The sequence below is a fragment of the Nonomuraea antimicrobica genome (assembly GCF_039536965.1).
GTDB classification, from domain to species: domain Bacteria; phylum Actinomycetota; class Actinomycetes; order Streptosporangiales; family Streptosporangiaceae; genus Nonomuraea; species Nonomuraea antimicrobica.
Genome location: NZ_BAAAZP010000169.1, coordinates 1 through 23885, shown reverse-complemented (window position 1 = coordinate 23885; position 23885 = coordinate 1). Strand labels below are relative to the sequence as shown.

General features: G+C 71.8%; 29 protein-coding genes. 27 read left to right on the top strand and 2 right to left on the bottom strand.

Features of this window, described 5'->3' with window-relative positions; translation table 11 throughout:
• Positions 1–76 precede the first annotated feature (76 nt).
• The 23 genes from ABD844_RS40585 (at position 77) to ABD844_RS40475 (ending at position 19775) form a co-directional block, all read left to right on the top strand.
• Positions 77–283 (top strand): helix-turn-helix domain-containing protein, encoded by a 207-nt coding sequence (locus ABD844_RS40585; RefSeq protein ID WP_344890733.1) that lies wholly within the window; start codon positions 77–79, stop codon positions 281–283.
• On the top strand, positions 284–1771 hold the full coding sequence (locus ABD844_RS40580) for a hypothetical protein (protein WP_344890730.1): 1488 nt from the start codon (positions 284–286) through the stop codon (positions 1769–1771). It begins immediately after the preceding gene.
• Positions 1768–2976 (top strand): hypothetical protein, encoded by a 1209-nt coding sequence (locus ABD844_RS40575; protein ID WP_344890728.1) that lies wholly within the window; start codon positions 1768–1770, stop codon positions 2974–2976. The genes ABD844_RS40580 and ABD844_RS40575 overlap by 4 nt, the downstream gene beginning before the upstream one ends.
• Positions 2973–3731: an SsgA family sporulation/cell division regulator gene (locus tag ABD844_RS40570; protein ID WP_344890726.1), complete on the top strand. Its 759-nt coding sequence runs from the start codon at positions 2973–2975 to the stop codon at positions 3729–3731. The genes ABD844_RS40575 and ABD844_RS40570 overlap by 4 nt, the downstream gene beginning before the upstream one ends.
• Positions 3728–3982 (top strand): hypothetical protein, encoded by a 255-nt coding sequence (locus ABD844_RS40565; RefSeq protein WP_344890724.1) that lies wholly within the window; start codon positions 3728–3730, stop codon positions 3980–3982. The genes ABD844_RS40570 and ABD844_RS40565 overlap by 4 nt, the downstream gene beginning before the upstream one ends.
• A complete protein-coding gene (locus tag ABD844_RS40560; protein WP_344890721.1) occupies positions 3983–4420 on the top strand; it encodes an ATP-binding protein in 438 nt (145 codons plus the stop codon).
• 98 nt (positions 4421–4518) lie between these two features.
• A complete protein-coding gene (locus ABD844_RS40555; protein WP_344890717.1) occupies positions 4519–5091 on the top strand; it encodes a hypothetical protein in 573 nt (190 codons plus the stop codon).
• Positions 5092–5094: 3 nt separating this feature from the next.
• Positions 5095–5472 (top strand): hypothetical protein, encoded by a 378-nt coding sequence (locus ABD844_RS40550; RefSeq protein ID WP_344890714.1) that lies wholly within the window; start codon positions 5095–5097, stop codon positions 5470–5472.
• A 10-nt stretch (positions 5473–5482) separates the two neighbouring features.
• Complete coding sequence (locus tag ABD844_RS40545) at positions 5483–7786, top strand: APC family permease (protein ID WP_344890712.1); 2304 nt, start codon at positions 5483–5485, stop codon at positions 7784–7786.
• Between the two features lie 222 nt (positions 7787–8008).
• Positions 8009–10468, top strand: a complete 2460-nt coding sequence (locus ABD844_RS40540; protein WP_344890709.1) for a DNA translocase FtsK — start codon at positions 8009–8011, stop codon at positions 10466–10468.
• 64 nt (positions 10469–10532) lie between these two features.
• Positions 10533–11375: a M48 family metalloprotease gene (locus ABD844_RS40535; protein WP_344890707.1), complete on the top strand. Its 843-nt coding sequence runs from the start codon at positions 10533–10535 to the stop codon at positions 11373–11375.
• 91 nt (positions 11376–11466) lie between these two features.
• Positions 11467–11874: a hypothetical protein gene (locus tag ABD844_RS40530; RefSeq protein WP_344890704.1), complete on the top strand. Its 408-nt coding sequence runs from the start codon at positions 11467–11469 to the stop codon at positions 11872–11874.
• A gap of 20 nt (positions 11875–11894) precedes the next feature.
• Positions 11895–12254, top strand: coding sequence for a hypothetical protein (locus ABD844_RS40525; RefSeq protein WP_344890701.1), 360 nt, complete (start codon positions 11895–11897; stop codon positions 12252–12254).
• Positions 12251–12745, top strand: a complete 495-nt coding sequence (locus ABD844_RS40520; RefSeq protein WP_344890698.1) for a Pycsar system effector family protein — start codon at positions 12251–12253, stop codon at positions 12743–12745. Before ABD844_RS40525 ends, ABD844_RS40520 begins: the two co-directional genes overlap by 4 nt.
• Before the next feature lie 105 nt (positions 12746–12850).
• Positions 12851–13036 carry a hypothetical protein gene (locus tag ABD844_RS40515; RefSeq protein ID WP_344890694.1) on the top strand — a complete coding sequence of 62 codons (186 nt, stop codon included), beginning with the start codon at positions 12851–12853 and terminating at the stop codon, positions 13034–13036.
• Positions 13033–13641 carry a hypothetical protein gene (locus ABD844_RS40510; protein ID WP_344890691.1) on the top strand — a complete coding sequence of 203 codons (609 nt, stop codon included), beginning with the start codon at positions 13033–13035 and terminating at the stop codon, positions 13639–13641. The genes ABD844_RS40515 and ABD844_RS40510 overlap by 4 nt, the downstream gene beginning before the upstream one ends.
• A complete protein-coding gene (locus ABD844_RS40505) occupies positions 13638–14615 on the top strand; it encodes a DUF5131 family protein (RefSeq protein ID WP_344890688.1) in 978 nt (325 codons plus the stop codon). The genes ABD844_RS40510 and ABD844_RS40505 overlap by 4 nt, the downstream gene beginning before the upstream one ends.
• Complete coding sequence (locus ABD844_RS40500; protein ID WP_344890684.1) at positions 14612–14962, top strand: hypothetical protein; 351 nt, start codon at positions 14612–14614, stop codon at positions 14960–14962. Before ABD844_RS40505 ends, ABD844_RS40500 begins: the two co-directional genes overlap by 4 nt.
• Positions 14955–15548: a hypothetical protein gene (locus ABD844_RS40495; RefSeq protein ID WP_344890681.1), complete on the top strand. Its 594-nt coding sequence runs from the start codon at positions 14955–14957 to the stop codon at positions 15546–15548. The genes ABD844_RS40500 and ABD844_RS40495 overlap by 8 nt, the downstream gene beginning before the upstream one ends.
• Positions 15548–15925: an RRQRL motif-containing zinc-binding protein gene (locus ABD844_RS40490; protein WP_344890677.1), complete on the top strand. Its 378-nt coding sequence runs from the start codon at positions 15548–15550 to the stop codon at positions 15923–15925. Before ABD844_RS40495 ends, ABD844_RS40490 begins: the two co-directional genes overlap by 1 nt.
• A gap of 20 nt (positions 15926–15945) precedes the next feature.
• On the top strand, positions 15946–16533 hold the full coding sequence (locus ABD844_RS40485) for a P-loop NTPase family protein (protein WP_344890674.1): 588 nt from the start codon (positions 15946–15948) through the stop codon (positions 16531–16533).
• A 706-nt stretch (positions 16534–17239) separates the two neighbouring features.
• Positions 17240–18907 carry a hypothetical protein gene (locus ABD844_RS40480; RefSeq protein ID WP_344890671.1) on the top strand — a complete coding sequence of 556 codons (1668 nt, stop codon included), beginning with the start codon at positions 17240–17242 and terminating at the stop codon, positions 18905–18907.
• 151 nt (positions 18908–19058) lie between these two features.
• Entirely contained in the window at positions 19059–19775 is a 717-nt protein-coding gene (locus tag ABD844_RS40475; protein WP_344890668.1) for a type II toxin-antitoxin system Phd/YefM family antitoxin, read from the top strand.
• A gap of 155 nt (positions 19776–19930) precedes the next feature.
• Here ABD844_RS40475 and ABD844_RS40470 read toward each other — a convergent pair whose 3' ends face one another.
• Both ABD844_RS40470 and ABD844_RS40465 read right to left on the bottom strand, forming a co-directional pair.
• Positions 19931–20287 carry an STAS domain-containing protein gene (locus ABD844_RS40470; protein ID WP_344890665.1) on the bottom strand — a complete coding sequence of 119 codons (357 nt, stop codon included), beginning with the start codon at positions 20285–20287 and terminating at the stop codon, positions 19931–19933.
• Positions 20288–20353: 66 nt separating this feature from the next.
• A complete protein-coding gene (locus ABD844_RS40465; protein ID WP_344890662.1) occupies positions 20354–20554 on the bottom strand; it encodes a hypothetical protein in 201 nt (66 codons plus the stop codon).
• Between the two features lie 532 nt (positions 20555–21086).
• Between ABD844_RS40465 and ABD844_RS40460 the strand changes: the two genes are divergently transcribed.
• The 4 genes from ABD844_RS40460 (at position 21087) to ABD844_RS40445 (ending at position 23660) form a co-directional block, all read left to right on the top strand.
• Positions 21087–22079: an SEL1-like repeat protein gene (locus ABD844_RS40460; RefSeq protein ID WP_344890659.1), complete on the top strand. Its 993-nt coding sequence runs from the start codon at positions 21087–21089 to the stop codon at positions 22077–22079.
• Positions 22080–22405: 326 nt separating this feature from the next.
• Positions 22406–23080, top strand: coding sequence for a RapZ C-terminal domain-containing protein (locus tag ABD844_RS40455; RefSeq protein ID WP_344890656.1), 675 nt, complete (start codon positions 22406–22408; stop codon positions 23078–23080).
• Positions 23081–23250: 170 nt separating this feature from the next.
• Positions 23251–23439 (top strand): hypothetical protein, encoded by a 189-nt coding sequence (locus ABD844_RS40450; protein ID WP_344890652.1) that lies wholly within the window; start codon positions 23251–23253, stop codon positions 23437–23439.
• Entirely contained in the window at positions 23436–23660 is a 225-nt protein-coding gene (locus ABD844_RS40445) for a hypothetical protein (RefSeq protein WP_344890650.1), read from the top strand. Before ABD844_RS40450 ends, ABD844_RS40445 begins: the two co-directional genes overlap by 4 nt.
• Positions 23661–23885: the final 225 nt, after the last annotated feature.

The following is a 23885-nucleotide window of genomic DNA, read 5'->3' as shown; positions in this document are numbered from 1 at the left end:
GAACGAGCGGCCCCGGCGCTTGCACCCGCCGAGGCCGCAAGGGCCGTCCCGTCGTCTCGAAGAAGGACACGACCCCGTGGAAGCCATCATCACCGATCGCAAGAACGATCCCCTACTCCCCCCTCGGGTTGTCGCAGTGCTGTGCGGGGTTACTCCGCACACGGTGGCCCGATGGGCACGCAGCGGCCGTCTTCAGGCCGTTCCGACCGCTGGCGGTCATCGTCGTTACCGCACGTCCGACGTCCAGGCTCTCCTGGACTACCTGCCTGAGGCGGTGGCCTGAATGACGACCACCCCGATCACCACACCACCCGTCTCGCTGAGCCCCGCGCGCTACCCGGTGTTGGCTGAGCTGGCTGAAAGCCAGCCTCTGGCCGACGTCGAGGTGATCATCAAGCTGGAAAAGCCCAGCTTCCACGGGCAGACGGAGTTCCGTCTGCGCCCCGGCGTGGTCGACGCCGACGCGATCGAGCTGTTCGGGTTCGCCCAGTGCCACCGCCTGGCCGCCGCGATGCATGAGCGGACCGGTTGGCCGTTCGCGCTGGTTCAGCAGCTTGTTGACGGCGTCTGGAAGTGGGCGCACGTCGGCGTGTTCACCCCGGGCGGCCGGATGCTCGACATTCACGGCCCGCGCGAGGTGGCCGAGGTCGAGCGGCAGATGAACGACACCTACGGGCCCCCGGCCCGGGTGCGTTCACTCGACACGCTCGCCGACCTGCGCGACGCCATCGCCCCCACCAACGGGCTGGCGAACTGGAAGGACGACATCAACGGCGCGGCCGGGGTCGAGATCGTCATGCTCCTGGCCGACACGCTGATCGCCAAGGCGAACGCGGAGAGCCAGGCAGAGAGCCGACCGGTCACCAGGTCCGCCGGCCACGAGGCCCGTGCCCTGCTGGCTGATGCGGCGAACAAGGATCGCTTCTACGACAACTCCTCTCCATACAACGAGCGGCGTCGCCAGGCGTTGCGCGAGGGTGACGACGCTGCGACCGCGTTGTACGCGGCGCAGGCCGCGACCGCGCACGCGGTGCTGGCCGTGGCCGGCGAGCTCGCCGAGCTGCGCGGTCAGGTCCACGAGCTGCGCGCGGTGCGTGAGGACCTGGCCGACATCGCCGACGCGGTGCGCGGCCTGGCCAACGCCCTGACGTCGGGCGCCGGGCAGAGCGCCGACGTCGCCGACCAGATGGCGGAGCTGACCGGCGTCGTCGACCGGGGCCTGATCGACGTGGCCCGCGAGGTCGCCGACGTCGCGGCCGCCGTCAACGAGCACCGCGGCCGTCGCCGGTCGTGGCGCAACCTGTTCCGACGCCGCCCCGCCGGCCCGGCCCGGCCCGGCGTCGCTGCTGACGCCCAGGAGACGCCCTCACCCGTCGACCTGGCGATTCCGGTCGCGTCGGTGCCTGCGATCTCCGCTGGTCAGCTCGCTCTGGAGCGGCTGGCCCACCTGCGGGAGGTGCTGGCGAACTGGGCGGTGACGCTGCCGGACAACCCGAACGTATCGGGGCTGCGGCAGGGCCTGGCCATCACGGTCTACGACGCGTGGGAGGCCACGCGAGCGGTCATCGCCCAGGTGGCGGGCAACCTGTCCATCAGCGCCGGGCCCGTGCAGGACGCGGTGCTGCTTCTGGAGGCAGCGCTGCACGAGATGGGCCCGGCCGGGGTGCCGTCGATCGAGGCCGTGCGGGCCGTCAGCGACCGGCTCACCGAGCTGCTCAAGGTGGTCGCCGCGCAGGCCGTGGCGGCGCGGGCGGAGGTGGACGCTCGATGAGCATCGCCCTTCCCAACCGCGAGTCGGCCCGCCAGGACGTCGACGGTCTGCTGTCGGAGATCGAGCGCCGTTTGGAGCTTGACCAGGCCCCGCCCGCGTTGCCGCCGGCACCGCTGCCCGAGGACCAGCCGGTCGATGACCAGCAGGGCGACCTCGAGACCCTGACCGCCGTTCAGGCTGGCGTCGACACCCAGGACGCCCAGGACGACGACGAGGAGTTCGACGACCAGGGCGAGGACGGCGAGATCGTCGAGGCCGAGCTCATGCCCCTGGACGATGACGACGCCGGTGGGGAGACCCAGCTGGTGCGGCGGCTGCGGCGCCAGGTCTCTGAGGCGCGCCGTCTGGTGGACCTGCAGGCCGATGAGGCGCCGCTGCTGGTCGAGTCCAAGAAGGTGCGCCGGCGGCGCCTGGCTGCCATCGAGGCGGCCCGGCTGCATGAGCTGGCCCAGGACCCGGTGGCGCTGGCCTACCGCGACGCCCGGGTGCGCCGCACCACCACGATGATGGTCATGGTCGGGGTCGCGATCGGCCTGGCCGCCTCCAGCATCGGTGTGCAGGCGTCGGTGGCCACGGCGCTGACCCTGGACACGTTCTCCATCGCCTGGTGGGGCGCGTTCCTCTACGAGCCCGCCATGAGCATGCCGCTGCTGGGCACGGTCGCGGTGCAGGCCTACTCGGCGATGCGCGGCAAGGTGGTCGACCGCAAGTCCGAGGCGGGCAAGAAGATGTTCCGTGTCGAGGCGCTGCTGCTGGCACTGACACTGATCCTCAACTGCGCGCCAGCGTTCGCGCCGGGGGTCGCGTTCAACCCGCTGACCCTGATCGTGCACGCCCTGGGCCCGGTCGTGGCGGTGACCTCGGTGTGGGTGCTGCCCGCGCTGTGGTCGGTGCTGGAGGTGCTGCCCGTCCCGGAGGCGGCCGCTGGTGCCGGTACAGCCCGTACTGCAGGCCGTACTGGCCTTCAGTACAGGGCGAACGCCAGCCGCCAGTACAGCGCTCCGCCGCCCCGCCCGAGGGTCGACATCGAGGCGCTGACCGCCCGGGCGCGCGCCCTGATCGCCGCCGGGGAACTGTCGGCGGACGCGGGCGTGGGCAAGTTCCGCGAGGCACTCCGATGCGGCAGCACACCCGCGAGCAAGGTCAAGCAGGCGATCACGCAGGCCGCTGGGCAGGCTGCTGGGCAGGCCGGGGGTGCGGCATGAAGCGCATGACCTCGGTGACGCAGGCGCTGACGCTGTGGCCGGCCGATCAGCATCAGGTGCGGCCCGGCCGCCGGCGTTCCCGGCCGCCGGGCCAGGATCCGGTGCAGGCCGTGCTGGCCTTCGAGGCCGACGACCCGTACGCGGTTCACCTGCTGTTCCCGCACTCGCACAGCGCCGGCGAGATGGTGTCCTGGCAGTTCGCCCGGGCGCTGCTGGTCGTCGGGCAGGGCACGGCCGCAGGTGAGGGCGACGTCACGGTCGGCCCGCACGAGGCGGCCGGGTACCTGGTGCTCACGCTGGTGCCGGAGCACGGCCACGAGCTGCGGTTCTTCGCCGCTCGTTCGCTGGTGGCCAAGTTCGTCGAGGCCACCCTCGAGGTGGTCCCGCTCGGGCGTGAGCACGAGCGGATCGCGTGGGACGTGGAGCTGGCCTCGCTGCTGGGCCACCAGGCGCAGGTCACCTTCCGCGAGGCCGACATCTGGGGGCGCACCCGGCCCGGCACGCTCGCCGCTGCCCCCGACGACCGCGACATGGTGGTCATCACCGTGCCCAGCGGCGTCGGCCAGGAGGTCAGCTGGCGCGTCAGCCGCGACGAGCTGGCCCGCCAGGTCGAGCGGGCACGCCGGACCTTCCGGGCCCGCAGCAGGGAGATCCGGCTGCAGGTGCCCGGGGACGCTGAGCTGCTGCTGGGCGTGGGCGCCGTGCAGGAGTTCCTGCTGGCCGGCTTCCAGACCGCGCTGGACGGCGCGTCATGACCGCCGCGGCGGTGGCGCCCGCCTGCGCGCTGGGGCGCGAGGAACTGGTGATGCTGGCGGCCGCCTACAGCGAGCTGCTGGCCGCATCCAGGGCAAGCGTGGCGGCCGCCGAGCTCGGCGAGATCGACCCGCTGGTCTACCTGCGCGAGCACCTGGCCGAGCACGGCCAGTTGCCGCCCGCGGGGGCGCGGCCGGTGGTGCTGCTGGCGCAGGCCGCCGTCCCGTCGACGCACCGGGCGGGGGTGGCGTAGATGGCTGTCACCATCAGCGCGCCCACCGCGAGCTCGCGCGCTTTCGACGGGGTCCCGGCCGAGATTGCCCAGGCCAGGGCCTGGGTGCGTGAGCTGCTGCCGACCGGCTGCGACCGGGTCGACGACGTCGTCCTGGTCGTCAGCGAGCTGACGACCAACGCCGTGATGCATTCGGCCAGCGGGGCGCCGGGAGGCCGGTTCGCGCTGCAGGTCGAGGTGGACGCCGCCGCCCACAGCGTGGGGGTGACCTGCATCGACCTGGGGCCCGCACTGGTGAAGGCGGCCCGGCCGGAGGGCGAGGGCGGGCACGGCCTGGCCCTGGTCAAGCACCTGGCCGACAGCTACGAGGTGCGTGCCGAGCCGACCAGCCGCACGGTGTGCTGCTGGCTGGACTGGGCCGCTGAGCGGAGCGAGCCCGTGAACGGCGGGCGGCGATGAGCGGCCGCGCCCTGGTCGCGGTCCTGGCCGGCCTGCCCGGCCAGGACCCCGCCCCGCCGTCTGTTTGGTCTGTTTGGTCTGTTTCACAAGGGGGTTCGGTGTTCACCGAAGGGCTGTTTTGGCTGGTAGGCGCGGTGCTGCTGGCCGGGGCGCTCGCGCTGGGGGTTCGGGCCGGTCACGCCGGGATCAACCCCCGGGCGCTGTGGCGCAACGAGCGCGACCTGCGCCGGCCGGGCCGGATCTGCCGCCGTTACGCCCGGATCCTGCTAGCCGCCGTCCTGCTGACGGCGGCGTGCGCGGTCGGCGCCGCTTTGGTCGTGCTGGTCGTCGGCGTGGGCCTGCTGGCCGGGGCCGGGGCGCTGGTCTGGTACTGGCTGCGCGTCGGCGCCGACCGGGCCGAGCCGCCTGCCAGCGCCGCCGACCGGCGCATCCTGGGCCAGCCCGACCCCTACCCGCACCTGCGCGAGCCCGCCCACGACCTGCCCGACGACCTGCCCAGTGAGGCACCCCGTGAGGTGCCCGGCGGGGCGTCTGGCGGGGTGGCCGGGCTGGAGGGCCGGCCGGAGACGTTCGGCCAGACCGGGCCCGGCCCGGCCTGGCCGGCATGTGCGAGCCCACGCCGCCGCCCCGGCGGCGTGGTGGTTGTCGTGACCCGCAACCCGAAGGAGTAGCCCATGGCTCGATACGAAGATCTCGCGGACCTGCCGACCAGGACCACCGAGGACGTCCGCGCTTACGGCCGTGAGCTGGACAAGATCGCGCTTGATCTGATCACGGAGCTGGAGTGCCGCGCCCACGAGCTGCGCGGCGCGCTGATCGCGATGCTCAAGTACTGCAAGGCCAACTCGATCGGCGAGGGCAAGTCGATCGGCTGGAAGGCGTCGCGGTCGGTGGCGACCATCTACACCGCCACGGTGGCGCTGCGCGCGGTGCGGGTGTCGGCCAAGCGGATCTACCCGCGGATCGAGAAGTTCTGCGGCGTGGAGCTGGAGGAGCTGCGCCGGCGCAAGGGCAAGACCAAGTCCCCTGATCATGACCCGCTGGACGTGTGAGGCAAACATCATGAACGGATTCGACGACGACCGCGCCGCGGCGCGCGCTGTGCGCAAGCTGTCGCGGCAGGTGGGTGCCGACCGGCGCACCGATCGTGAGCAGGGCTATGAGTTCCCCAAGGCGCTGCGCATCGGTGCCCCGTGGGCGCTGATCCCGCTGACGTTCCTGGCCGCCGCGGTGCTGCAGCTGGCCTTTTTCGCCTGGCAGGTGGAGTGGCTGGGCGGGCTGCTGTTCGGCGGGTCCGCCGTGGCGCTGAGCCTGCTGCGCTGGAAGCTGTCGCACCAGCGCAATTGGTGGCGCAAGGCGCTGGAGGTGGCCGACGTCGCCACGCCGCTGACGATGATCATGCTGGTGGTGGGGTTCGGCTACCACGTGGAGGTGATGCTGACCTTCGTCGCGGTCGGCATCACGCTGGCGATCGCGCACAACATGCGCCATGCCCGTCACAGCGAGGCCGGCGAGCTGGCCACCACCTCCGGCCCGGCCGGCGGCGGCAAGGACCGCGCGGCCGAATGGCGGGCCTGGACGGCGGCGAACCTGCCGTCCGCGCACGGCTCGCAGCTGACCGTGCTGGAGGACTCCCGGGAGCGGCTGACCGCCGGTGTCGAGCTGCTGCCCGGCCAGGTGCCCGAGGACATCACCGAGGACCTGCCCCGTATCGAGTCGTGGGCGGGCGGCATCCGTGAGGGAGCCACCGCCATCGTCGGCGGCTTCCAGGACAAGCTGCTGCTGATGATCCCGCGCAAGGACGCGCTGGAGCGGCCGATCCCGTGGCCCGGCCCGTCCGGTCCGGGCGAGAACATCATCGAGCCGATCCGCGTCGGCCTGTACCGGGACGGCTCCCCGCTGACCATGGTGCTGCCGCACAGCAAGATCGACGGCAAGCCCAAGGTCGTGGCGCATCTGCTGACCGCGGGCGAGCCCGGCGCCGGCAAGACCGAGGCCGGGCAGGTCAGCGACTTCTCCATCGCCTGCCGCGCCGAGTCGGTGCTGATCTTGTGCGACTCGGTCAAGGCCGACCAGTCGCTGCACGGTTTCGACCAGGCCGCCGCGTATGTGGCCAGCACCACCACGATGATCCGCTGGCTGTTGAACCGGCTGGTCAGCCACACCATCCCGGCGCGGGCCGCCTACCTGGGCAACCCCTCACGCAACCTGCTGGGCAAGCACCTGGCCAACTGGGTGCCCGGGTGCGGGCTGAAGTTCGTCTCCATCCACTTCGCCGAGGCCGGCGCGCTGGTCGGGGTGGACGCGGTCACCACCATCGTGGAGCGCTGCCGCTCGGTGGGCATCTGGATCGACTTCGAGGTGCAGCGCGCCTCGCACACCAAGGTCGACACCGACGCCCGCGCGATGTTCGGCGCCGGCCAGTCCTTCGGCGTGAAAGACGAGGTCGACGCCCGCATGGTGCTCTCGGACCGGCTGGTCGACCTGGGCGCCGACCCGTCGGCGTGGGGCACCGACAACCCGGGCTACGTCTACATGGAGGGCCCGTGGGTGCCCAAGGCCCGCCGCGTCATGCCCGCCCGCTACGACAACATCGGCGAGGCCGACCTGACCGCGGCCTTCGCCGAGTTCCGGCACCTGTTCCAGGACCTGGACCCGATCACCGCGGAATCGCTCGGCAAGCCGTACGCCGACTTCCTGGCCGCCCGGGTCGCCGCCCGTGACGCCGCGCCGCGCCAGCACTCCTTCAACCCGGCCGCCCACAGCCCCGCTCATGGGCCCGCCGGCGTCGCGGCCGGTGCCACCTCTCCCACCCGGCCGACCTTGGACGGCACCGCCATGTTGATCCCCTCCCAGCCTGACCACCACGACCCCGACGAGCTCACTCCCGAGGAGGAGAACCAGATGAAGCGAGAGGCAGCAGACGAGCTGGCGGCATCGTTCGCCGAGATGGTCGACCGTGACGACGACGCGGACCTCGCCTTCGAGACCGCCGCCGAACTGCGCGCCGCGACCGACGACGTCAAGCTCGGCACCGCCGGCGACCTGGCCATGCCGGAGACGTTCGTCCGCGACGAGTCCGCGGACATCGAGTTCCCCGGCCAGCTGCCGGAGGGCCCCAAGATGTCCAAGACCGAGGCGGTGAAGGTCCTGGTGGAGATCCTGGCCGAGGTCGGCGTCGGCAACGAGTTCGCGCCCAAGGACCTCTACCAGGCCGTGGAGGAGCGCACCGGCCACTCCGCCACCTGGGTCCGGCAGACCCTGCCGCTGATGACCAGCCAGGGCTACATCGACGCGACCGCAGCCCGGGGCCGCTACGTCGTCCTGGAGACCGACCCCAAGCCCGAACTCAGCTACGCACAGTGACCAAACGGGGGCCGTCGCAGGCGTTGTCAGGCCCCCGTTGTTTGACAACGAACCGCCCGCTGTCAAACAGACATAACGCCTAACGATCTTGGTTTCCCTAAGGACCCGGGATGTCAAACAGCGACTGTCAAACATCTCCGGAACACCGTTTCCAACCTCTCGCGCGGCCAGGCGGCCGCGCACGCAGCGTAACCGCAGAAAGCGATCACGGAAGGCATGGCCATGGCCACACGCGCCCGGCGCAGGAAGCCCGCCCGCACGAAGACCACCCCCTCGCGCTCCCGCTCCCGCGGGCGCCGGCCCGCCGCCCGCACCTCCAGGAGGCCCTCCCCGGCCGGTCGGCTGTGGCGGTGGAGCGCTCACCGCATCGGCCAGGCCGTGCGCCCCGCCGAGTCGGATCTCGCCGGCGCACGTGACGAGCGGGGCCTGGCCCTGCTCGTCACGGCGGCGGTGACGGCCGCCGCCCTGGTTCTGGCGGATGCCTGGCAGCCACTCACCATGATCAACATCGTGGTGGGGGCGCTGGCGGGCACGGCGGCCGCCGTCGTTCCGGTGGCGGCCGCCGCCCTGGGCTGGCGCCTGCTGCGCCACGGCGAGCACGGTCTGGCCCGGGTGACCACCGGATGGACCTTCATGATCATCTCGGTTGCCGGCATCGCCCACCTGGCCGCCGGTCTGCCCCCGGCCGAGGCCGCCGTGCGGGCCGGGCAGGGCGGCGGCCTGGTCGGCTGGGCGATCGCCGCCCCGGCCGCCGCCGCGCTCCCCATCATGATCGTTTATCCGGTGCTGGGCATGATCGCGGTGGCCGCGCTGGGTGCGATCGCCGCCGACGCGGTCACCGCGCTGGCCGACCGCCACCACCAAGACAGCACGGAGCCGGCAGAAGAGAGGGCGGCTCGGTTCGCCGTCCAGGACCTGACCCCCGTCGACCCCACCATCGGCCCCGCTGGCGACCCAGCCGGCGAGCCCGTCGGCGAACCCGCCCCGAGCCTCACGCCGTCGACCGGGGCTGCGGCCGCGGCCGCCGTCACGCAAGCGGGCAGCCCGGCCGCGCCAGCCGTGTCAACTGCGCCGGCTGTGCCGGTGGCGGTGCCCGACCCCGATCTGGTCACCGAGTCCACCCCGTACGACAGCCCCGTGATCGCCGACGCGCCCGCCGACGGCACGCCCGTCCAGCGCGGGCAGGCAGAAGCCGGGGCCGTCGGCCGGCCGCTGCCCGGGCTGGACCTGCTGCGGGCCGGCCGCGCCAGCAAGGGATCGGCCCACGCCACCCGGGCCGTGGCCGACCAACTCAACCAGGTGCTGGCCGACTTCAAGCTCAAGGCCCAGGTGGTCGGCTTCACCCGCGGCCCGTCGGTCACCCGCTACGAGATCACCCTGGGGCCGGGGGTGAAGGTGGAGAAGGTCACCGGCCTGGCCAAGAACTTCGCCTACGCCACCGGCCAGGAGGCCATCCGGGTGCTGCCGGTGATCCCCGGCAAGTCCGCGATCGGGGTGGAGATCCCCAACGACGAGCGTGACCTGGTCTCGCTGGGCGATGTGCTGCGCTCCCAGGTGGCGCACGCCGACCACCACCCGATGATCGCCGGGCTGGGCAAGGACGTCGAGGGCCGGGTCATCGTCGCCAACCTCGCCAAGATGCCGCACCTGCTCATCGCCGGCGCCACCGGCGCAGGAAAGAGCGTGTGCGTCAACGGGCTGATCTGCTCGATCCTGATGCGCGCCACCCCCGATCAGGTGCGCATGATCCTGATCGACCCCAAGCGGGTCGAGCTCAACGTCTACGAGGGCATCCCTCACCTGATCACGCCCATCGTCACCAACCCCAAGAAGGCCGCCGAGGCCCTCGAATGGGTGGTGGGCGAGATGGACCGCCGCTACGACGACATGGCCGCGGCCGGGTTCCGGCACGTCGACGACTTCAACGCCGCCGTGGCCGCGGGCAAGCTGCAGCCGCCGCCCGGCAGCGAGCGCGTCTACGAGCCGTACCCGTACCTGCTGGTGATCGTCGACGAACTGGCCGACCTCATGATGGTCGCCCCGCGCGACGTCGAAGACTCCATCGTCCGCATCACCCAGCTGGCCCGCGCGGCGGGCATCCACCTGGTGATCGCCACCCAGCGTCCCAGCGTGGACGTGGTCACCGGCCTGATCAAGGCGAACGTGCCCTCCCGGCTCGCGTTCGCCGTCTCCTCCCTGACCGACTCCCGCGTCATCCTCGACCAGCCCGGAGCGGAAAAGCTCCTGGGCCAAGGCGACGCCCTGTTCGTGCCGATGGGCGCCGGCGCGCCGATCCGGCTGCAGAACGCCTTCGTCTCCGACAAGGAGATCGCCCAGATCGTGGCCCGCTGCCGACGCGGCGCCCCCGCCGCACAGCCCGCCGCCCTGACCAGCCCCCGCGACGACGGGCACGACGGCAGGCACAGCGACGGGCGCACGGACGGCGAGCGCGGCCAGGACGACGCCGCGCTGCTGACCGAAGCCGCCAAGATCGTCGTGGGAACCCAGTTCGGCTCCACGTCGATGCTGCAGCGCAAGCTGCGCGTCTCCCACGCCCACGCCAAGTCGCTGATGGACCAGCTGTTCCAGCACGGCGTGGTCGGCCCGAGCCACGCGGGCAAAGCCTGCGAGGTGCTGATCAAGCCGAACGCGCTGGAGGCCGTCCTCACCCGGCTGCCGTGATCAGCGAGCCCGCACCAGACCCCCTGTCCCCATGAAGTAGCCCGCATCGCCAAGGAGGCAACGCATGCACATCACCCCGCACGCCCGCCACAACGAGGTCGGCTGGCATCGGCTGGCCGGCCTGGTCGGGAGCGTCCGGCACGTCGGCCGCCTGGCCGCCGTCAGCGTCGTGATCGACCCCAAGCTCGGCGACGACGCCTACACCGTCGAGGGCCACCGGTGCGGGCACGCCCCGCTGGTCACCGTCGGCCGTGACCTGCTCGACGACGACCGCCTCGACGCGCTGACCGGCACGCTCGCCCACGAGCTGGCGCACCGGGACCTGGCCCACCACAAGCGGTTCCTGCCTTCCTGGCTGGCCGCCGCCCGGGACCTGGCCGGTGTCGCCACCACCTTCGCAGGGCTCATCGCGCTGGCCACGCCGGGGCTGTGGAACAGCTGGGTGTGGGCGGCCATCGGACTGCTGGCCGCCACGCTGGCGCTGGCCGCGCTGCGGGCCCGGCTCATGCGGCTGGAGGAGTACGACGCCGACGCCCGCGCCGTGGAGATCCTCGACGCCAACGACCTGCCCGGCCGCCGGATCGTCACCGCGATGCTCACCGACGCCGACCGCCCGTACGACGCCTGGCACACCTACGCCGGATGGCTGCTGTCCAGCCACCCCTGCGACATCGACCGGGTCCACGTCGTGGCCAGCGGCCGCCGCGCCGGCCGCCTGGACTGGCGCACCGCGCTGTGCTGCACGGCCACCGGCGAGCGGCTGCTGACCCGCGCCCACCGCGACGCCCACCGCACCGCCGGCGACAGCGACAACGCCGGCGGCGGGGGCGAGCTGCGCCGGTGCCGGCCGGGCTGGTGGCACCTGACGCCGGTCTGGTGGCGGCCGATCGGCTGGCCACCCCGGTAGGGCCGTTCGGCGCCGCTGCCGACCACTACCAGCTGACAGCTGGGCGACGACCCGCACGAACAGAACCACACCACCTACCGGAAGGACGATCATGACCGACTACACCGACTGGACCACCTGGTTCGGAGAGCTCGAGCTCGACAGCCAGCCCGCCGAGCCGCCCGCCCCGGCCACGCCGCCAGCCACGCCACCGGCCCTGCTGGCGAACCTGCGCAGCCAGGACCCGGCCGCGCTCAACCACGCCTACGCCCGCGCCGCCGCCCTGAACTGGGTCAGCCGGCTGACCACCGGCCGGCACGACCCGCTCGCGGTGCTCCGCAACGCCGAGCCGGTCCTGGAGTTCCTCGCGGCCGCCACGGACGACGACGACCTGCGGCTGCGCCGCATGGCGGCGGACCTGCAATCTGCCAACGACGACGAGCGCGACCCCGACGACGACGGCGCCGGCTTCGCGCTGCGCGCCGCCGTCCTGTACGGCGCCATGACCGGCACCGCCTGAGGAAAGGACCCCACAACCCCATGCTCCGCACCCTGCTCACCGTGATGGTGACGGCCGCCGCCTGCGCCGCCGCACCCGCCACGCCACCGCCGCCTCCGGCGTCCACCAAGGACCCGGCCGGGATCGTCATGGGCGTCAAGACGACCACGACCGGCAACGTCCTGATGATCGGCGTTCTCAACCGCTCCGCCTACGAGCGCTCCGCAACGCCCGCCCAGATCCGGGCCTGCACCAAGAGACCCGACCAGCGCTACCCCGGCTGCCTGCCAGCCGACCGGCGCGGCCCCGAGCGCCTGGGCGAGGCCAGCTCGCGCGAGGCGGTCATCGTCCACACCGGCCTGGCCAGCGGCGCCCTGCAGGCCACCCGGGACAGCCGATGAGCACCCGCCCGCAGATCGACGCCCGCGCGATCGCGACGTCGATGGAGGACACGCTCGAGCGAGCGACCACGGCCGTCGACGGCGCGCTGGTGCGAGTCGACGCGAAAGCGGCGATGCTGCTGGCCTTCGCGCTGGGGCTCGCCTCGGCCGTGGTCGCGCTCGCGGTGGCCAGACCCCGCTTCCACCCCGCGGCCCTGATCGCCGCAGGCGGCGCCGGGGTGATGCTGGCGGTTGCCGCCGTGCTCCTACTGCTGGCGGTGCGGCCGCACCTGCCCCGTACCGGCGCTACCGGGTTCGTCTCCTATGCCCGCGCCAAGAGCAGCGGGGACGTGCAACGGCTGGTGACGACCGCGGGCGGGTTCGACCATCTCCGCCACATGTCCGGCCTGGCGGTGGCCAAGTACCGCACCGTCCGGCGCGCGGTCGACCTGGTGATCGCGGCCGTCCTCGTGCTGGCCATCGCCATCCCCGCCGGGCTCATCGCCGCATGACCTGTTAGACGGGCGCGCATCACCGCGGTCTTTCCGCCAAGACCGGCCGCGGTGGGCGCGCCCGCACACCCCACCAATCTCCAGATCAGAGAGGCAGATCCCATCATGACCGTGCTCGAACGAGAGCGCACACTCGGCGCCCCGCCGCCGGACAAGCAGCGCCTGGCCGTGGTCCTGGCGGAAGCCGACCACCTGGTGGGCCTGGTCGATGAAGGCCTGGCCGCCATGCACGAGGGTCTGGCCCGGATGGACGCCATCATCGGCCGGACACCGGAAGGGCCGGGCCGATGAACGGGCAGAATCCGGCCACCGCCCACGCCCAGCCTGCCGTCCAGGCCGGCGGCCTGAATGAGCAGGCCGTCACGGTGCTGCTGAGCGAGTACGACGCCCTCAAGGCCGAACAGCGCTCCCGGATCGGCTTCCGGGACCAGTTGCTGTACGCCACGCTGACCGCCACCGCGGCGATCGCCGCCGTCACCGCCACGGCCGGACGGCTGGAGCTGCTGCTGGTGCTCCCCCTGGCCGGGATCGTGCTCGGCTGGACGCACCTGCACAACGACCACATGATCACCGCGATCGGCCGGTACGTACGCGACCGGCTCGGGCCGCGCCTGCAGGCGCTGGTCGACGGCGTCTCCGACCTGCCGATGTTCGAGTGGGAGACCGACGGCCGCAGCGATGTGCGCCGCGTCTCGCGCAAGTGGCTGCAGCTGGCGGTGAACCTGGCCGCGTTCTGCGTGCCGCCGTTGGCCGCCTTGATCGTGGTGTGGGCCGCGGGCCCGCGCACGCCGGCGGTGCTGGCCGTCTCCGTCCTCGAGGCGGCCGCGCTGGCCGTCCTGGCCGTGCAGATCACCCGCTACGCCGAGCTGGCCAGCGTGCGGCAGGTGACGCGATGAACCTCAACACCGCGATCGAGTGGACCGACACCAGCTGGAACCCGGTGCGGGGCTGCACCAAGGTCAGCGAGGGCTGCGACCACTGCTACGCCGAGGCGATCGACAACCGCTGGAACGGGCCCGGCGCCTTCACCAACGTACGGCTGGTACGCGAGGTCCTGGACGCGCCGCTGCGCTGGCGCGACCCGCGCATGGTCTTCGTCAACTCCATGGGCGACCTGTTCCACGACGCCGTGCCCGACGACTTCATCGTCGAGGTGTTCACCCGGATGTGGTGGGCGCCCAAACACACCTTCCAGGTCCTCACCAAGCGCCACGCGCGCATGGCCGCCCTGCTGCCCCGGATCGAAGAGCAGCTGCGCGCCCGCGAGGCCGACCTGGCCCTGCTCGACGCTCCGACCCCGCTGGTGTGGCCGCTGCCGAACGTGTGGCTCGGCGTCAGCGTGGAGAGCCAGCGCTGGGCCGACATCCGCATCCCCGCGCTGCTGCGCACCCCGGCCGCCGTCCGGTTCCTCAGCGTCGAACCCCTGCTGGGCCCCGTCGACCTGTCGCGCTGGCTGGGCGTGGAGTGGATGGAGTCCTTCCAGGGCTGGGGCGCCGAACTGCTGGCCAGCCTCGCCGGCCGGGTCGGCCCCGGCGGGGGTGTGGGCTGGGTCATCGCCGGCGGCGAGTCCGGCCCCGGCGCCCGCCCGCCGCACCCGGACTGGCTGCGCACCCTGCGCGATCAGTGCCAGGCCGCTGAGGTCCCGTTCTTCTTCAAGCAGTGGGGCCAGTGGACCCCGGACCTGTCCGGCCGCGGCCGCCAGGTCGACGTGCCGCCCGACGGCCACACCCTGCCCCCCTCGGAGGCCCCGGCGGAGGCCCCGGCGGAGGGCAGCGCCCGGATGCGCCGCGTCATCAGCAAGCACCAGGCCGGGCGCGAACTCGACGGCCGCACCTGGGACCAGATGCCCGCCGGGGCGGTGACCCGATGACGGACACCACCACCACGCCCTGCTGGGTGCTGACCAACCGCGACGGCGAAGACTTCGACGACGCAGATGGCGTGCCGCACTTCCCGACCCAGGAGAAGGCAGCCGGCTGGGCGGTGAACCTCACCGATGCCTGGAACCCGCGCCAGCTCAGCCACACGTGCGTGACGGTCACCTGCACCTGCTGCCAGTACGCCTACGACGAGGACGAAGACGGGCTGGCGCACTTCGCCGACATGGCGGAGGCGGAGAAGGCGCTCGCCGACTACTGGAGTTTCGCCGGCGGCCAGGCGAGATGCGACGCCTGCACGGCCGGGCCGTGCGACCCGGAACGAGGCGACCATGGCTGAGACCCCCACCACGGCCACGCTGTCTGAGGTCGAGGCCATCGGCGCGTTGCTGGAGCGTCTGCCCCTCGCCACCCCGGCGGAGGTGCTGGAGCTGGGCCGTAGCTGCCCGCACCGCCACGTGGCCAACCATGCCGACCGCCTCCACACCCGCCTCGCGGCGGTCAGCGGCGAGCGGCCCGCCGACCGGTGGATGGCCGACCTGGAGAAGCTGCGTACCCGCCTGGCCGGCCTGATCACCACCGCGCATGAGCAGGCTGCCGCCGCCGAGGCGTGGCTGTGCGACCTCGAGCAGGCGGTGGTCCCGGACGACCCGGAGCCCCCCGCCACCCTGCGGCAGACCACCGAGCCGTCCCCGCCGTCTCCGGCGGCCGCGCCGGCGAGGCCTCGCGGCCGCCGGGACGCCACCGGCCCTGTCAGCTCGAACGAGTCGGCCCGGCCGCCGGTACGGCGGCGCGATCAGCGCCAGATCGGGTCGACGCAGCCCAACTCCGACGACCAGGCGCTCGTGCGGCGGCTGTGCCACCGCATGGCCGCCAGCCCGGCCGAGGCGGACGAGCTGATCGCCATGCTCGGGGTGGTGGGCTGATGGGCCGCCGTGTCTTCTGGGACCCCACCGGGCGCCGTTTCGGCGGTCTGCCCACCTTCCCCTGGCGGATGGCGCCTGACGGGCTGGCCACGCGCCGGCAGCTACGCGCGGCCGGGTTGCGGCCCGGCGGCCAGGAACCGGCGGCTCAGCTCATGTGGCGCTCGCGCCGCTACCGGTCCGGGGTGCGGGTGGCCTACCTGTACGAGGTCGCCAAGGCCAAGCCGCGCAGGACCCCGTCCGCCGCCCAGCTGCAGGCGCTGGGCAAGGCGCTCGCCGCCCGCCGGGTCTGCCCCGAGTGCGGCGTTGAACAGCCGTACTGCATCCCCACCCGCTACGGAGCCTGCCTGCCCTGCCACGGCTGGGAGCTTGCCACGTAGCCCCGGCGCTGGCGTTGCGGATGCCGCCCGGCCCTCACCCGGCCGGGCGGATGTCCGGAGCCGCCAGCTCCTCCCCCGCCCACGACCCCGACAACAGGGAGACCGACCCGATGACCCACAACAGCCAGAACGTCGCAGACGTCGCGCTGCGGCTCAGTTTTCTGGCCGCGCGCCAGGGTGCTGTCACGATGCTGGTCCGCGTCGGCCGCCCGTTCGTGTCCGTACCCGCGTCCCGGACCGGCCTGACGCTGGCCGCCCGCACGGCCGGGCTGCCCGATAAGCGGGTTCAGCGGGGCGAGCTCACCACCGCCGAATGGCAACGCGTGACGGCCGCGTACGCGGCGATCGCCGACGCGCCGCTGTGGATCCACGAGCGTCCCCTGACCGGCCTGGACCGCCTGCCCGGGGATGTGAGCCGGGCCCACGCCGCGCACGGGGTGCGCTTGGTGGTGCTGGACAGCAGCCTGCCCGCCCCTGTCGTTCACCGCCTGCGCGCCCTGACCAGGTCGGGGCCGGTCACGGTGCTCAGCCCGGACGTCAGTCCGTCCGTGCTGCGACGGCTGGCTGCGCGAGCCTCCCGTCGCGCCGGTGAGATCGGCTTCGCCTGATGCCGATCCGGACCTTGCGGGTGCCTGCCCGGCCACGTGCCGGGCGGGTTGCTCGGGATGTCCGGCTCAGGCATCCCGACATGACGCGGCCCCATGACGCCAATAGGGCCATGAACAGGCATCCTGACAAAACCGACTCACAGTTTGTCAAAGTATCTGGTAGTGATCTGGTCATGTCGGCGCCGTACGCGGCCGGCCCGCCCCACCCCTGTGCGTCGGTGCCTGATCTGCGCCCCTCCCGTCCCGTTTGGGGTCGCCATGCGCGACACGCCAGAGGTTTCTGGGGCGAAGGCGTTCATTCACAGGTTGTCAACATGGAAAGATGCCTGACTGACTCGACTTTGATCACGACGCCGGGAGGCGCCTCAGGCAAAGAAAAACGCCCCGCGGTAGCGGGGCGTGGACGACAACTTCATCTTGATCACGTTTCGGAACGATCTGCTCAGAAGCTTTGGCCGGCAGAAAAGCGGATCGCCCCCGACGGGATTTCGCACGTCTGGAGACGACCATAGCATCCACTCCAGCGGTCAGCCCACTATGCCCTGAAGTCGACACGCCGGGGCAGGCTCCAACCGCTTTCAAGAACCGGTCCGTCCGGCCCGGCGACCAGCTCGACACCGAGCCGGCGCCGTGGGCCTGGCGTTACGCGCATTACGAAGGTCCTGACGAGCTGCCCCGGCTGGCGCCGGAGTTGTGGTGGCGGCTGGTGCAGCTGCTGGTCTCGCGGGGGGAGCACCTCCATCTGTGCGCGTACCGGCTGGGCAAGCACCTGCAGCTGAGGTGCGCCGACAAGCGCGGCCTGATCGGTGACATCGATGAGGCGCTGGAGAAGTACGCGGCCAAGCACCAGGTCAGCAAGCGCACCGGGTGGATCGACCTGGGCCGGTTGATGGAGGCCGGGCTGCTGCGTCAGGTGCACGCGGCCGCCCCCGAGCGTAAGGCCTGCTACGCCCTGGTGATGGACCTGGCCGCGCTGCCGGACGACTTGCCCAAGACGCTGGCTGAGGCGCTGCGCTGGCACATCGACAACCCGATCACCATCGCCAAGGGCGGCCAGACCAAGGCCGCCGTCGATGAGGGCCTGGCGGAGTCGGAGGTGGTCCGGTACGGCTCAGCGGTGGCCCGCCGTGGCGTCCCCCGCGAGCCGATCATGACGGCTCTTGGCTGTGGAAGACTTCACACGTCTCCTTATACACGCGAGGGACTCCCCCCTCCCCAGTCACATCCGTCACAGGGGTCCCGGCCCACTCGTCGTCGGCCGCTGTTCGGGGGGCGAGATCTCGGCGAGGAAAAGGCTGCCGCCCTTTACTTTGTAAAGGGCCTGGCTCCGGACTGGGCTCAGCAGCGAGACGGTGAGGTGCCCTCGGACGTCGAGCTGGCCGAACTGGCGCATCTGGTCATGCTATTGCTGCGGTACATGCCCGAGTCGGAGGCGCGCGAGCTGCTCACCTGGCAGGTCGGCACCGCCACCAACCTGTGCGGGGTGCTGCGCTGGCGCATCGGCCGCACCCTGGCCAAGCTGCGCCGCGCCGCTCGCCGCGCGGCCGTCCTGCGGGTGGACGACGACGGCCGCCGGCACCATGCCTGGCTGGAGGCCAACGCGGCCCGCAACGCCGACAACGCCGCCCGCAAAGCCGAAGTCGTCGCCCTCGCCCGCCAGCTCGCCCACACCGCCACCGCGCCACGCCTGGACAGCGAACGGGACCGGCTGCGCGCCCGGCTCGAACCCCGAAACGCCGCGCAGCCCCCAGCGGCTCCCAGCGCCCCGCACCCCCCCTCCTGGGGGCTCCGGTCCAACCCGGCCCCGAACGGCGGCCTCGACGGCTCTCCGCGGCCCGGCAGGCTCGATTCCGTGATCGTCCCGCCGCCGATCATCGCGGTCGACGACGACGGCCGCCGGCACGCCGCACTCATGGCCGCCAACGAGGCGGCCAACGCCGAAAACGCCGCCCGGCGGGCAGAACTCGTCGCGCAGGCCCGCGCCATCGCCGCGGCGCGCACCACCGGCACCGCACCGTCCCCGGCCGACGACCGGGTCGACAGCCAGGTCGACACCGTGGTGCGCTCCCCCCTGCAGGACCGCCTGGCCGACCTGATGGACAGCAGCGGCAACAAGCCCTGCGAGCCGCCACCAGGCCAGTCCCGCCCGGCCGCCGTCCGGGTGGACGACGACGGCCGCCGGCACCAGGCCTGGCTGGAGGCCAACGCGGCCCGCAACGCCGACAACGCCGCCCGCAAAGCCGAAGTCGTCGCCCTCGCCCGCCAGCTCGCCCACACCGCCACCGCGCGCACCGCCGAGACCCCCGCCGAGCCGGAGCGCACCCTGCAGGACCGCCTGGCCGACATCCTGGCCAAGCGCGCCAGACGCTGGTAGCCGCCCGCCTTAACGTAAAACGATCATGAACGGCGTTCGGTTGTGTACACAAAGGATTTCCGTGGGCGACGCCGGGGCAGTCCAGCGGGAGCCCCAGGCGGTGTGCGGGTTCCCGTCCGGCCCGGCCCGGGTTGTGTACACAATGCGGATCATGAAGAAGATCGGGATCCGGGACGCCCGCGCCCGCCTGGCCGAGCTCATCGAGGCGGCCGGCGGCGGCGACCCGGTTGTGCTGACCCGGCGCGGCCCGGGCCGCAACGAGGCCGTGCTGCTGCCGGTCGAGGCGGCCGCGGTGTGGCGGCGCCACCTCGCCGAGCAGGAAGCCGAGCGTGAGCGGCGGGAGCAGGAGAAGGCCTTGGGCGAGCGGTTGCCGGCGACCCAGCGGGTGCCGGTCTGCCCGTACTGCAAGTCCTCCTTCCTGCAGGTCGCCTACACCGGGCCCGTGGTCAACGCCCTGGTCAACACCGCCGACCCGGCCGCCGGCGTCCAGGGCGTCGTCGTCGACCCCGACGTCGGCCAGCTCGACAAGGTCGCGTGGGTGCGGTGCGCCTCCTGCTGGGAACCCCTGGCCGACGGGCCCCGCCAGCACGGCTCCCCCGCGCACCGCGCGGCCGTCGAGATCGCCGAGAACGCCTCCTGGGCCGACGTGCCATGGGAGGTGACCGACCCCTGGGTGGTCAAAGAGCAGGAGATGGGCCGCTCCTCCCGGATCGTGCTGCAACACGACCTGGCCCGCGGAAAGGTCCAGCGGGTCAGCATGTGGGAGTACATCACCGGCATCACCGACGCCGAACGCGAACAGATGCGCGCCGAACGGCTGGCCCGCGGCGAGCCCTACGACTACGACCTGTGGGACGACGAAGCCTGACCCCCCTCGCAGCGAACCCTGCGATGATCGACGAGCACATCGCGCGCCGGCGGGCCGCCCCCGGTGGTCGGGGGCCGACACCACCACCCGGCCGAGGTCCGCCGTCAGCGCAACAGCACGACGGCGACGACCGGCCATGGCGACCGTCGCCAGGATCACGCACGTGCGTGCAGCGCTGCGAGGATGGCCTGTTCCACGCTGTGATGCACGGTCAGGACGAGTCTGGCCCCGGTGTTGTTCAGCAGCCGGGCGGGTGCCTGCTGCAGGGACGCCAGGTGCAGGTCGCCCCCGTGCTGGCGGACCAGGGCTCGGACGTTGAGCAGGACGCGCAGGCCTGAGTGGTCGAGATGCGGTACCTCGCTCAGGTCGAGCACCAGGTGGTCGCCCGGCTGCCGGCGCGTCCGGCTGGCGAAGGCGTCCAGTTGGTCGACGTTGGCGGCGTCCAGGTCTCCGGCCATCGAGATCACGGTGACGCCGGGTAGGTGCTGGCAGGCGAACGTCAGTGGGGCCATCACGGCTCCCCGGCAGCGGGTGGACCTTCTGGCGGGACGGGCACGGGTGAGAGCGGCCATCGGGGCTCAGTCCTGCGCACGTGTTGTTGTCAGGTACCTCGTGATGGCCAGGGCGAGGCCGACGAAGCCGGCGAAGCCGGCCGCTCCGGCCAGGACGGCCAGTGGCACGGGGGTGCCGCCCAGCCAGGCGAGGGCGCCGCCGGCGAAAGCGATGACGAGACCGGCGGTGACGATCACGGCCACCCAGAGTCCCCGGTTGTTGTTCATGTGTTCCTCACGTCGTTGTGAAGGGTCGAGGTCCATGCGGGCGTACGGGCCTTTGCCCGGCGGCCCGGGGGCGTGCCGGCCATGGCGTCCCCGGGCCTGTCCCTGTGCCTCTCATCGGTTGGCGATCAATGCGCCTCAACGATGCGGGTGCTGCCGACCCCGCCGCCAGTGCTCCAAACGTCTCCGGATAACCCCGGAGTAGATCGTTCCTTTTTGCTCGGGCGAAGATCAGCGTCTTCACCGCGGGTTTGGGTGGGCTGACCTCCCTGATCGCTTCCGCTCGCCGCGCTTTCGGCGGGTCCTTTCGCGGGGATGCTCCGACGGCCTCCGGCGTCATCCGATGCCGTCCGGATTCATCCGGGATCATCCGGGCCCTTCCGGAGACGTCCGGCCCTTTCCGTGCAGGTAAACCGGGGATTGATGCCGGACGAGGCGGGAAATGCGATCTCCCTCAAGTAGGCCATCAGTTGATGCCAATATGACTTCCGCTACTACCCGTAGATCATGGATCACTCATTTTCGGCTAGGAACGATGGAAGAACATCGCGTTGCGGCGCTATGCGCCTTCATCGACCAGCTCAAGGAGTTGCGTGAACTCGCCGGCTCCCCATCGCTGGCCGAGCTGCGCCGACTGTCGAAGAAGGATAATTCCGGAACATCTAAGGAGCTGACGGAAAGCACCACACATGACATTTTGTCTGGTAAGCGAAAGAAGGTTCCTGATTGGTCTTGGGTGTCTTCCTTCGTGACAGCCTGCGCAATCGCCGGTGACCAGACCGGCCTGGACGCGCGGGTCATGGGGGATCGTTCGGCCTGGCATCGCCGATGGCGGGCTGCCCGGGAGGCCCAGCAGGGCCCACCGGCCATGCCGGCTGCGAGCGCATCCTTGCCCGCACAACGGCCCGCCGCGGACAAGAGGCCGCCGCAGCTACCGGTGTTCATCTCGCCGCCGCCGCCGTTGTCGGAGGAGGAGCAGCGGCTGTTGGAGATCTACGGCAGGACCGGCGTCCGACTGCTACGCCGCAGCGACCCCGGCAACAGCCAGGACTGCATGCGCCTGGCGGTCATCGCGTGCTTGAAGGGCTGGCCCGAAGAGGCGCGTACGTGGCTGCACCGGGCCGGCGCCGCGGGGAACCAGGCGGCCGTCGACCTGTTGCACGAGCCCGGCTGGAAGGAGACGGCCGCCGATCATGCCTTCCGTTTCGGCCAGGAGCATCAGCGAGCGGATCGCAACCGGCCTAGCACCGCGATGTTTTTCTACCGGCTGGCCGGCGACCACGGACACAGCGGGGCGGCTTTCCATCTGGGGGTGCTCCACCGGAACAAAGGGGAGGACTGGGCGGCCGCGAGCTGGCTCAGGCGCGCCGCCGTCGACGGCCATTCTCTGGCGGCGATCGAGTTGAACGGAGTCTCCGAGCAACTCACCCAGACCTCGTGGGAGGACGTCGAGAGGATGTTCGAGGAGCTGGCACAGCCGGATCCGCCCCCGGCGGCCGGTGACTCCCACCCCCCGACGGCCACCTGAGGCCGCGCTGGCCATCACGATCTCGCCTCCCCCGGAGGTGAGCAGCCTGGCTCCCCCTCCAGCAGCCCGCACTCACCAGCAACGTGTCTATCAGTAATCACGTTGCTACTTCAGGTGAACAATCAACTTCTCCTCGGCGCGCGGGCACGCGAATGGCGGGCCTCAAGACTGGCGCGTCCGAATCTGTCTCCGACCTGCGATTTCGTCGAGGGCTCTGAGGAGCGTGGCGCTGCGCGGGCGTATCCGGGTTGAACCGAAAATCCAATACGGGCCCGCGATATGTCGAATCAATTGACATGTCGAATTACTCGACACATGCTTTGGGTATGACGACGAACGAACCGCCCCCGGGCCCGCCACCGGGGCCGCGCGAAGCCGCGTTGCGGGCGCTGGCCAACTGGGCCGCCTCGCAGAAACAGGTCCGGCCCCGGCTGACGGCCGCGGCCTGGCGAGCCGGCGAACACAACATCCGGGCGCTGGCACGCGCCGCCGGCGTCGCCCGCGACACCGTCTATGCCGACCTGGCGGCCGAGGGCATCGACTACCGCGACCGCTCGAGCAAGACCGAGACGGTGACCACGTACTCGCCCGGCTCCTACCTGCTGCAGGTGGTCCTCACCAGCTACGGCGTGCTGCACCGCGACCCGCCGCAGGAGAGCGGCCTGGCGGTGAACCTCACCACCGCGTTGCGCAACCCGCCCGACGACCCCGCGGTGCGCGAGCGGATGGTCCAGCTCAACGGCCTGGACCCGGAGGTGCGCGCGTACGTGCTGGACACCCCCGGCGCCCTGGAGATCGTCGGCCGCACCGCCGACCAGCTCCGCACGCTGGTCGACGGCTGGGGCAACCCCACCCGGATGCTCGTGCGCGGGTTCTTCTTCTGCCGCGGCGGCCGCCACCGCTCCGTCGTGATCGCCGAAGAGGTCGCCACCTGGCTCCGCGGCGCTGGCCTCGGCGTCGAAGTCGACCACCTCGACATCAACGAACCGGTCGTCACCTGACCGCACGTTTGTGATCACCGCAGGAGAGGAGGGACAGCAGGCCCCTGACGGCCGGGCCACCCAAGGCCGCCGCCACAGAAGACGAAAACAGAAGACAAAACCAGTGGTGACCGCGCCGATCCCGGCAAAGAGAGAGCGCGGCCACCGCTCCACAAGGGAGTGACTTCAGCATGGCACAGCCCAAGCGCGATGCCGCCTACGACAAGACCCACTCACGCCTCACCCGTGAGGCCCACAACAGCTACGTCAACGACGTGGACTCCGGCGCCGAGAGCCCGTCCGCGCGCAGGGCCTACGACATGAACCTGCGCCGGTCGATGCCGGTCGACGGCAAGGGCCGCCAGGGCCGACGGTCATGAACCGGCACCACAGCCACGAGCCCGACAACGACGACGACGGCGACGGCGACCTCGGTCTCGTCATCAAGGGCAACACCGGCCCCGTCCACCTGGGTAACGGTGACATCAACACCAACACCGTCGTGCTGAGCGGCGACGGCCTCACCTTCGTCGCCGGAGACAACCCCGCCGGGATCTCCAAGTCGTTCGGCGGCAAGAAGAACAAGAAGAAGCGCAAGTAGCGGGGGGGCACCCCCCTACCCGCCCTGGACCCCCCGGCTCCGCGCCGGGGGGTTCCTGCTTCTCGACCGGACATGAGGCGAGGGCTCGGCACACCCCGCGGCCCAGCGGAGGAGCCGAAACGCGCGCTCGCTGTGCACAACGGAGCCGAAGAGCGCCGTCACCATGGCTCTATACCTGAGTTGCGACAGCGTTTGTTGGCCGGCCGTGACAGCGGTCGTGTAGTC

Excerpts from the sequence above, each read along its gene's own strand:
- ABD844_RS40580 (WP_344890730.1), top strand. The coding sequence starts at position 284 with ATGACGACCACCCCGATCACCACACCACCCGTCTCGCTGAGCCCCGCG.
- ABD844_RS40575 (WP_344890728.1), top strand. The coding sequence starts at position 1,768 with ATGAGCATCGCCCTTCCCAACCGCGAGTCGGCCCGCCAGGACGTCGAC.
- ABD844_RS40570 (WP_344890726.1), top strand. The coding sequence starts at position 2,973 with ATGAAGCGCATGACCTCGGTGACGCAGGCGCTGACGCTGTGGCCGGCC.
- ABD844_RS40565 (WP_344890724.1), top strand. The coding sequence starts at position 3,728 with ATGACCGCCGCGGCGGTGGCGCCCGCCTGCGCGCTGGGGCGCGAGGAA.
- ABD844_RS40560 (WP_344890721.1), top strand. The coding sequence starts at position 3,983 with ATGGCTGTCACCATCAGCGCGCCCACCGCGAGCTCGCGCGCTTTCGAC.
- ABD844_RS40550 (WP_344890714.1), top strand. The coding sequence starts at position 5,095 with ATGGCTCGATACGAAGATCTCGCGGACCTGCCGACCAGGACCACCGAG.
- ABD844_RS40545 (WP_344890712.1), top strand. The coding sequence starts at position 5,483 with ATGAACGGATTCGACGACGACCGCGCCGCGGCGCGCGCTGTGCGCAAG.
- ABD844_RS40540 (WP_344890709.1), top strand. The coding sequence starts at position 8,009 with ATGGCCACACGCGCCCGGCGCAGGAAGCCCGCCCGCACGAAGACCACC.
- ABD844_RS40535 (WP_344890707.1), top strand. The coding sequence starts at position 10,533 with ATGCACATCACCCCGCACGCCCGCCACAACGAGGTCGGCTGGCATCGG.
- ABD844_RS40530 (WP_344890704.1), top strand. The coding sequence starts at position 11,467 with ATGACCGACTACACCGACTGGACCACCTGGTTCGGAGAGCTCGAGCTC.
- ABD844_RS40525 (WP_344890701.1), top strand. The coding sequence starts at position 11,895 with ATGCTCCGCACCCTGCTCACCGTGATGGTGACGGCCGCCGCCTGCGCC.
- ABD844_RS40520 (WP_344890698.1), top strand. The coding sequence starts at position 12,251 with ATGAGCACCCGCCCGCAGATCGACGCCCGCGCGATCGCGACGTCGATG.
- ABD844_RS40515 (WP_344890694.1), top strand. The coding sequence starts at position 12,851 with ATGACCGTGCTCGAACGAGAGCGCACACTCGGCGCCCCGCCGCCGGAC.
- ABD844_RS40510 (WP_344890691.1), top strand. The coding sequence starts at position 13,033 with ATGAACGGGCAGAATCCGGCCACCGCCCACGCCCAGCCTGCCGTCCAG.
- ABD844_RS40505 (WP_344890688.1), top strand. The coding sequence starts at position 13,638 with ATGAACCTCAACACCGCGATCGAGTGGACCGACACCAGCTGGAACCCG.
- ABD844_RS40500 (WP_344890684.1), top strand. The coding sequence starts at position 14,612 with ATGACGGACACCACCACCACGCCCTGCTGGGTGCTGACCAACCGCGAC.
- ABD844_RS40495 (WP_344890681.1), top strand. The coding sequence starts at position 14,955 with ATGGCTGAGACCCCCACCACGGCCACGCTGTCTGAGGTCGAGGCCATC.
- ABD844_RS40490 (WP_344890677.1), top strand. The coding sequence starts at position 15,548 with ATGGGCCGCCGTGTCTTCTGGGACCCCACCGGGCGCCGTTTCGGCGGT.
- ABD844_RS40485 (WP_344890674.1), top strand. The coding sequence starts at position 15,946 with ATGCCGCCCGGCCCTCACCCGGCCGGGCGGATGTCCGGAGCCGCCAGC.
- ABD844_RS40475 (WP_344890668.1), top strand. The coding sequence starts at position 19,059 with ATGAAGAAGATCGGGATCCGGGACGCCCGCGCCCGCCTGGCCGAGCTC.
- ABD844_RS40470 (WP_344890665.1), bottom strand. The coding sequence starts at position 20,287 with ATGGCCCCACTGACGTTCGCCTGCCAGCACCTACCCGGCGTCACCGTG.
- ABD844_RS40465 (WP_344890662.1), bottom strand. The coding sequence starts at position 20,554 with ATGAACAACAACCGGGGACTCTGGGTGGCCGTGATCGTCACCGCCGGT.
- ABD844_RS40460 (WP_344890659.1), top strand. The coding sequence starts at position 21,087 with ATGGAAGAACATCGCGTTGCGGCGCTATGCGCCTTCATCGACCAGCTC.
- ABD844_RS40455 (WP_344890656.1), top strand. The coding sequence starts at position 22,406 with ATGACGACGAACGAACCGCCCCCGGGCCCGCCACCGGGGCCGCGCGAA.
- ABD844_RS40450 (WP_344890652.1), top strand. The coding sequence starts at position 23,251 with ATGGCACAGCCCAAGCGCGATGCCGCCTACGACAAGACCCACTCACGC.
- ABD844_RS40445 (WP_344890650.1), top strand. The coding sequence starts at position 23,436 with ATGAACCGGCACCACAGCCACGAGCCCGACAACGACGACGACGGCGAC.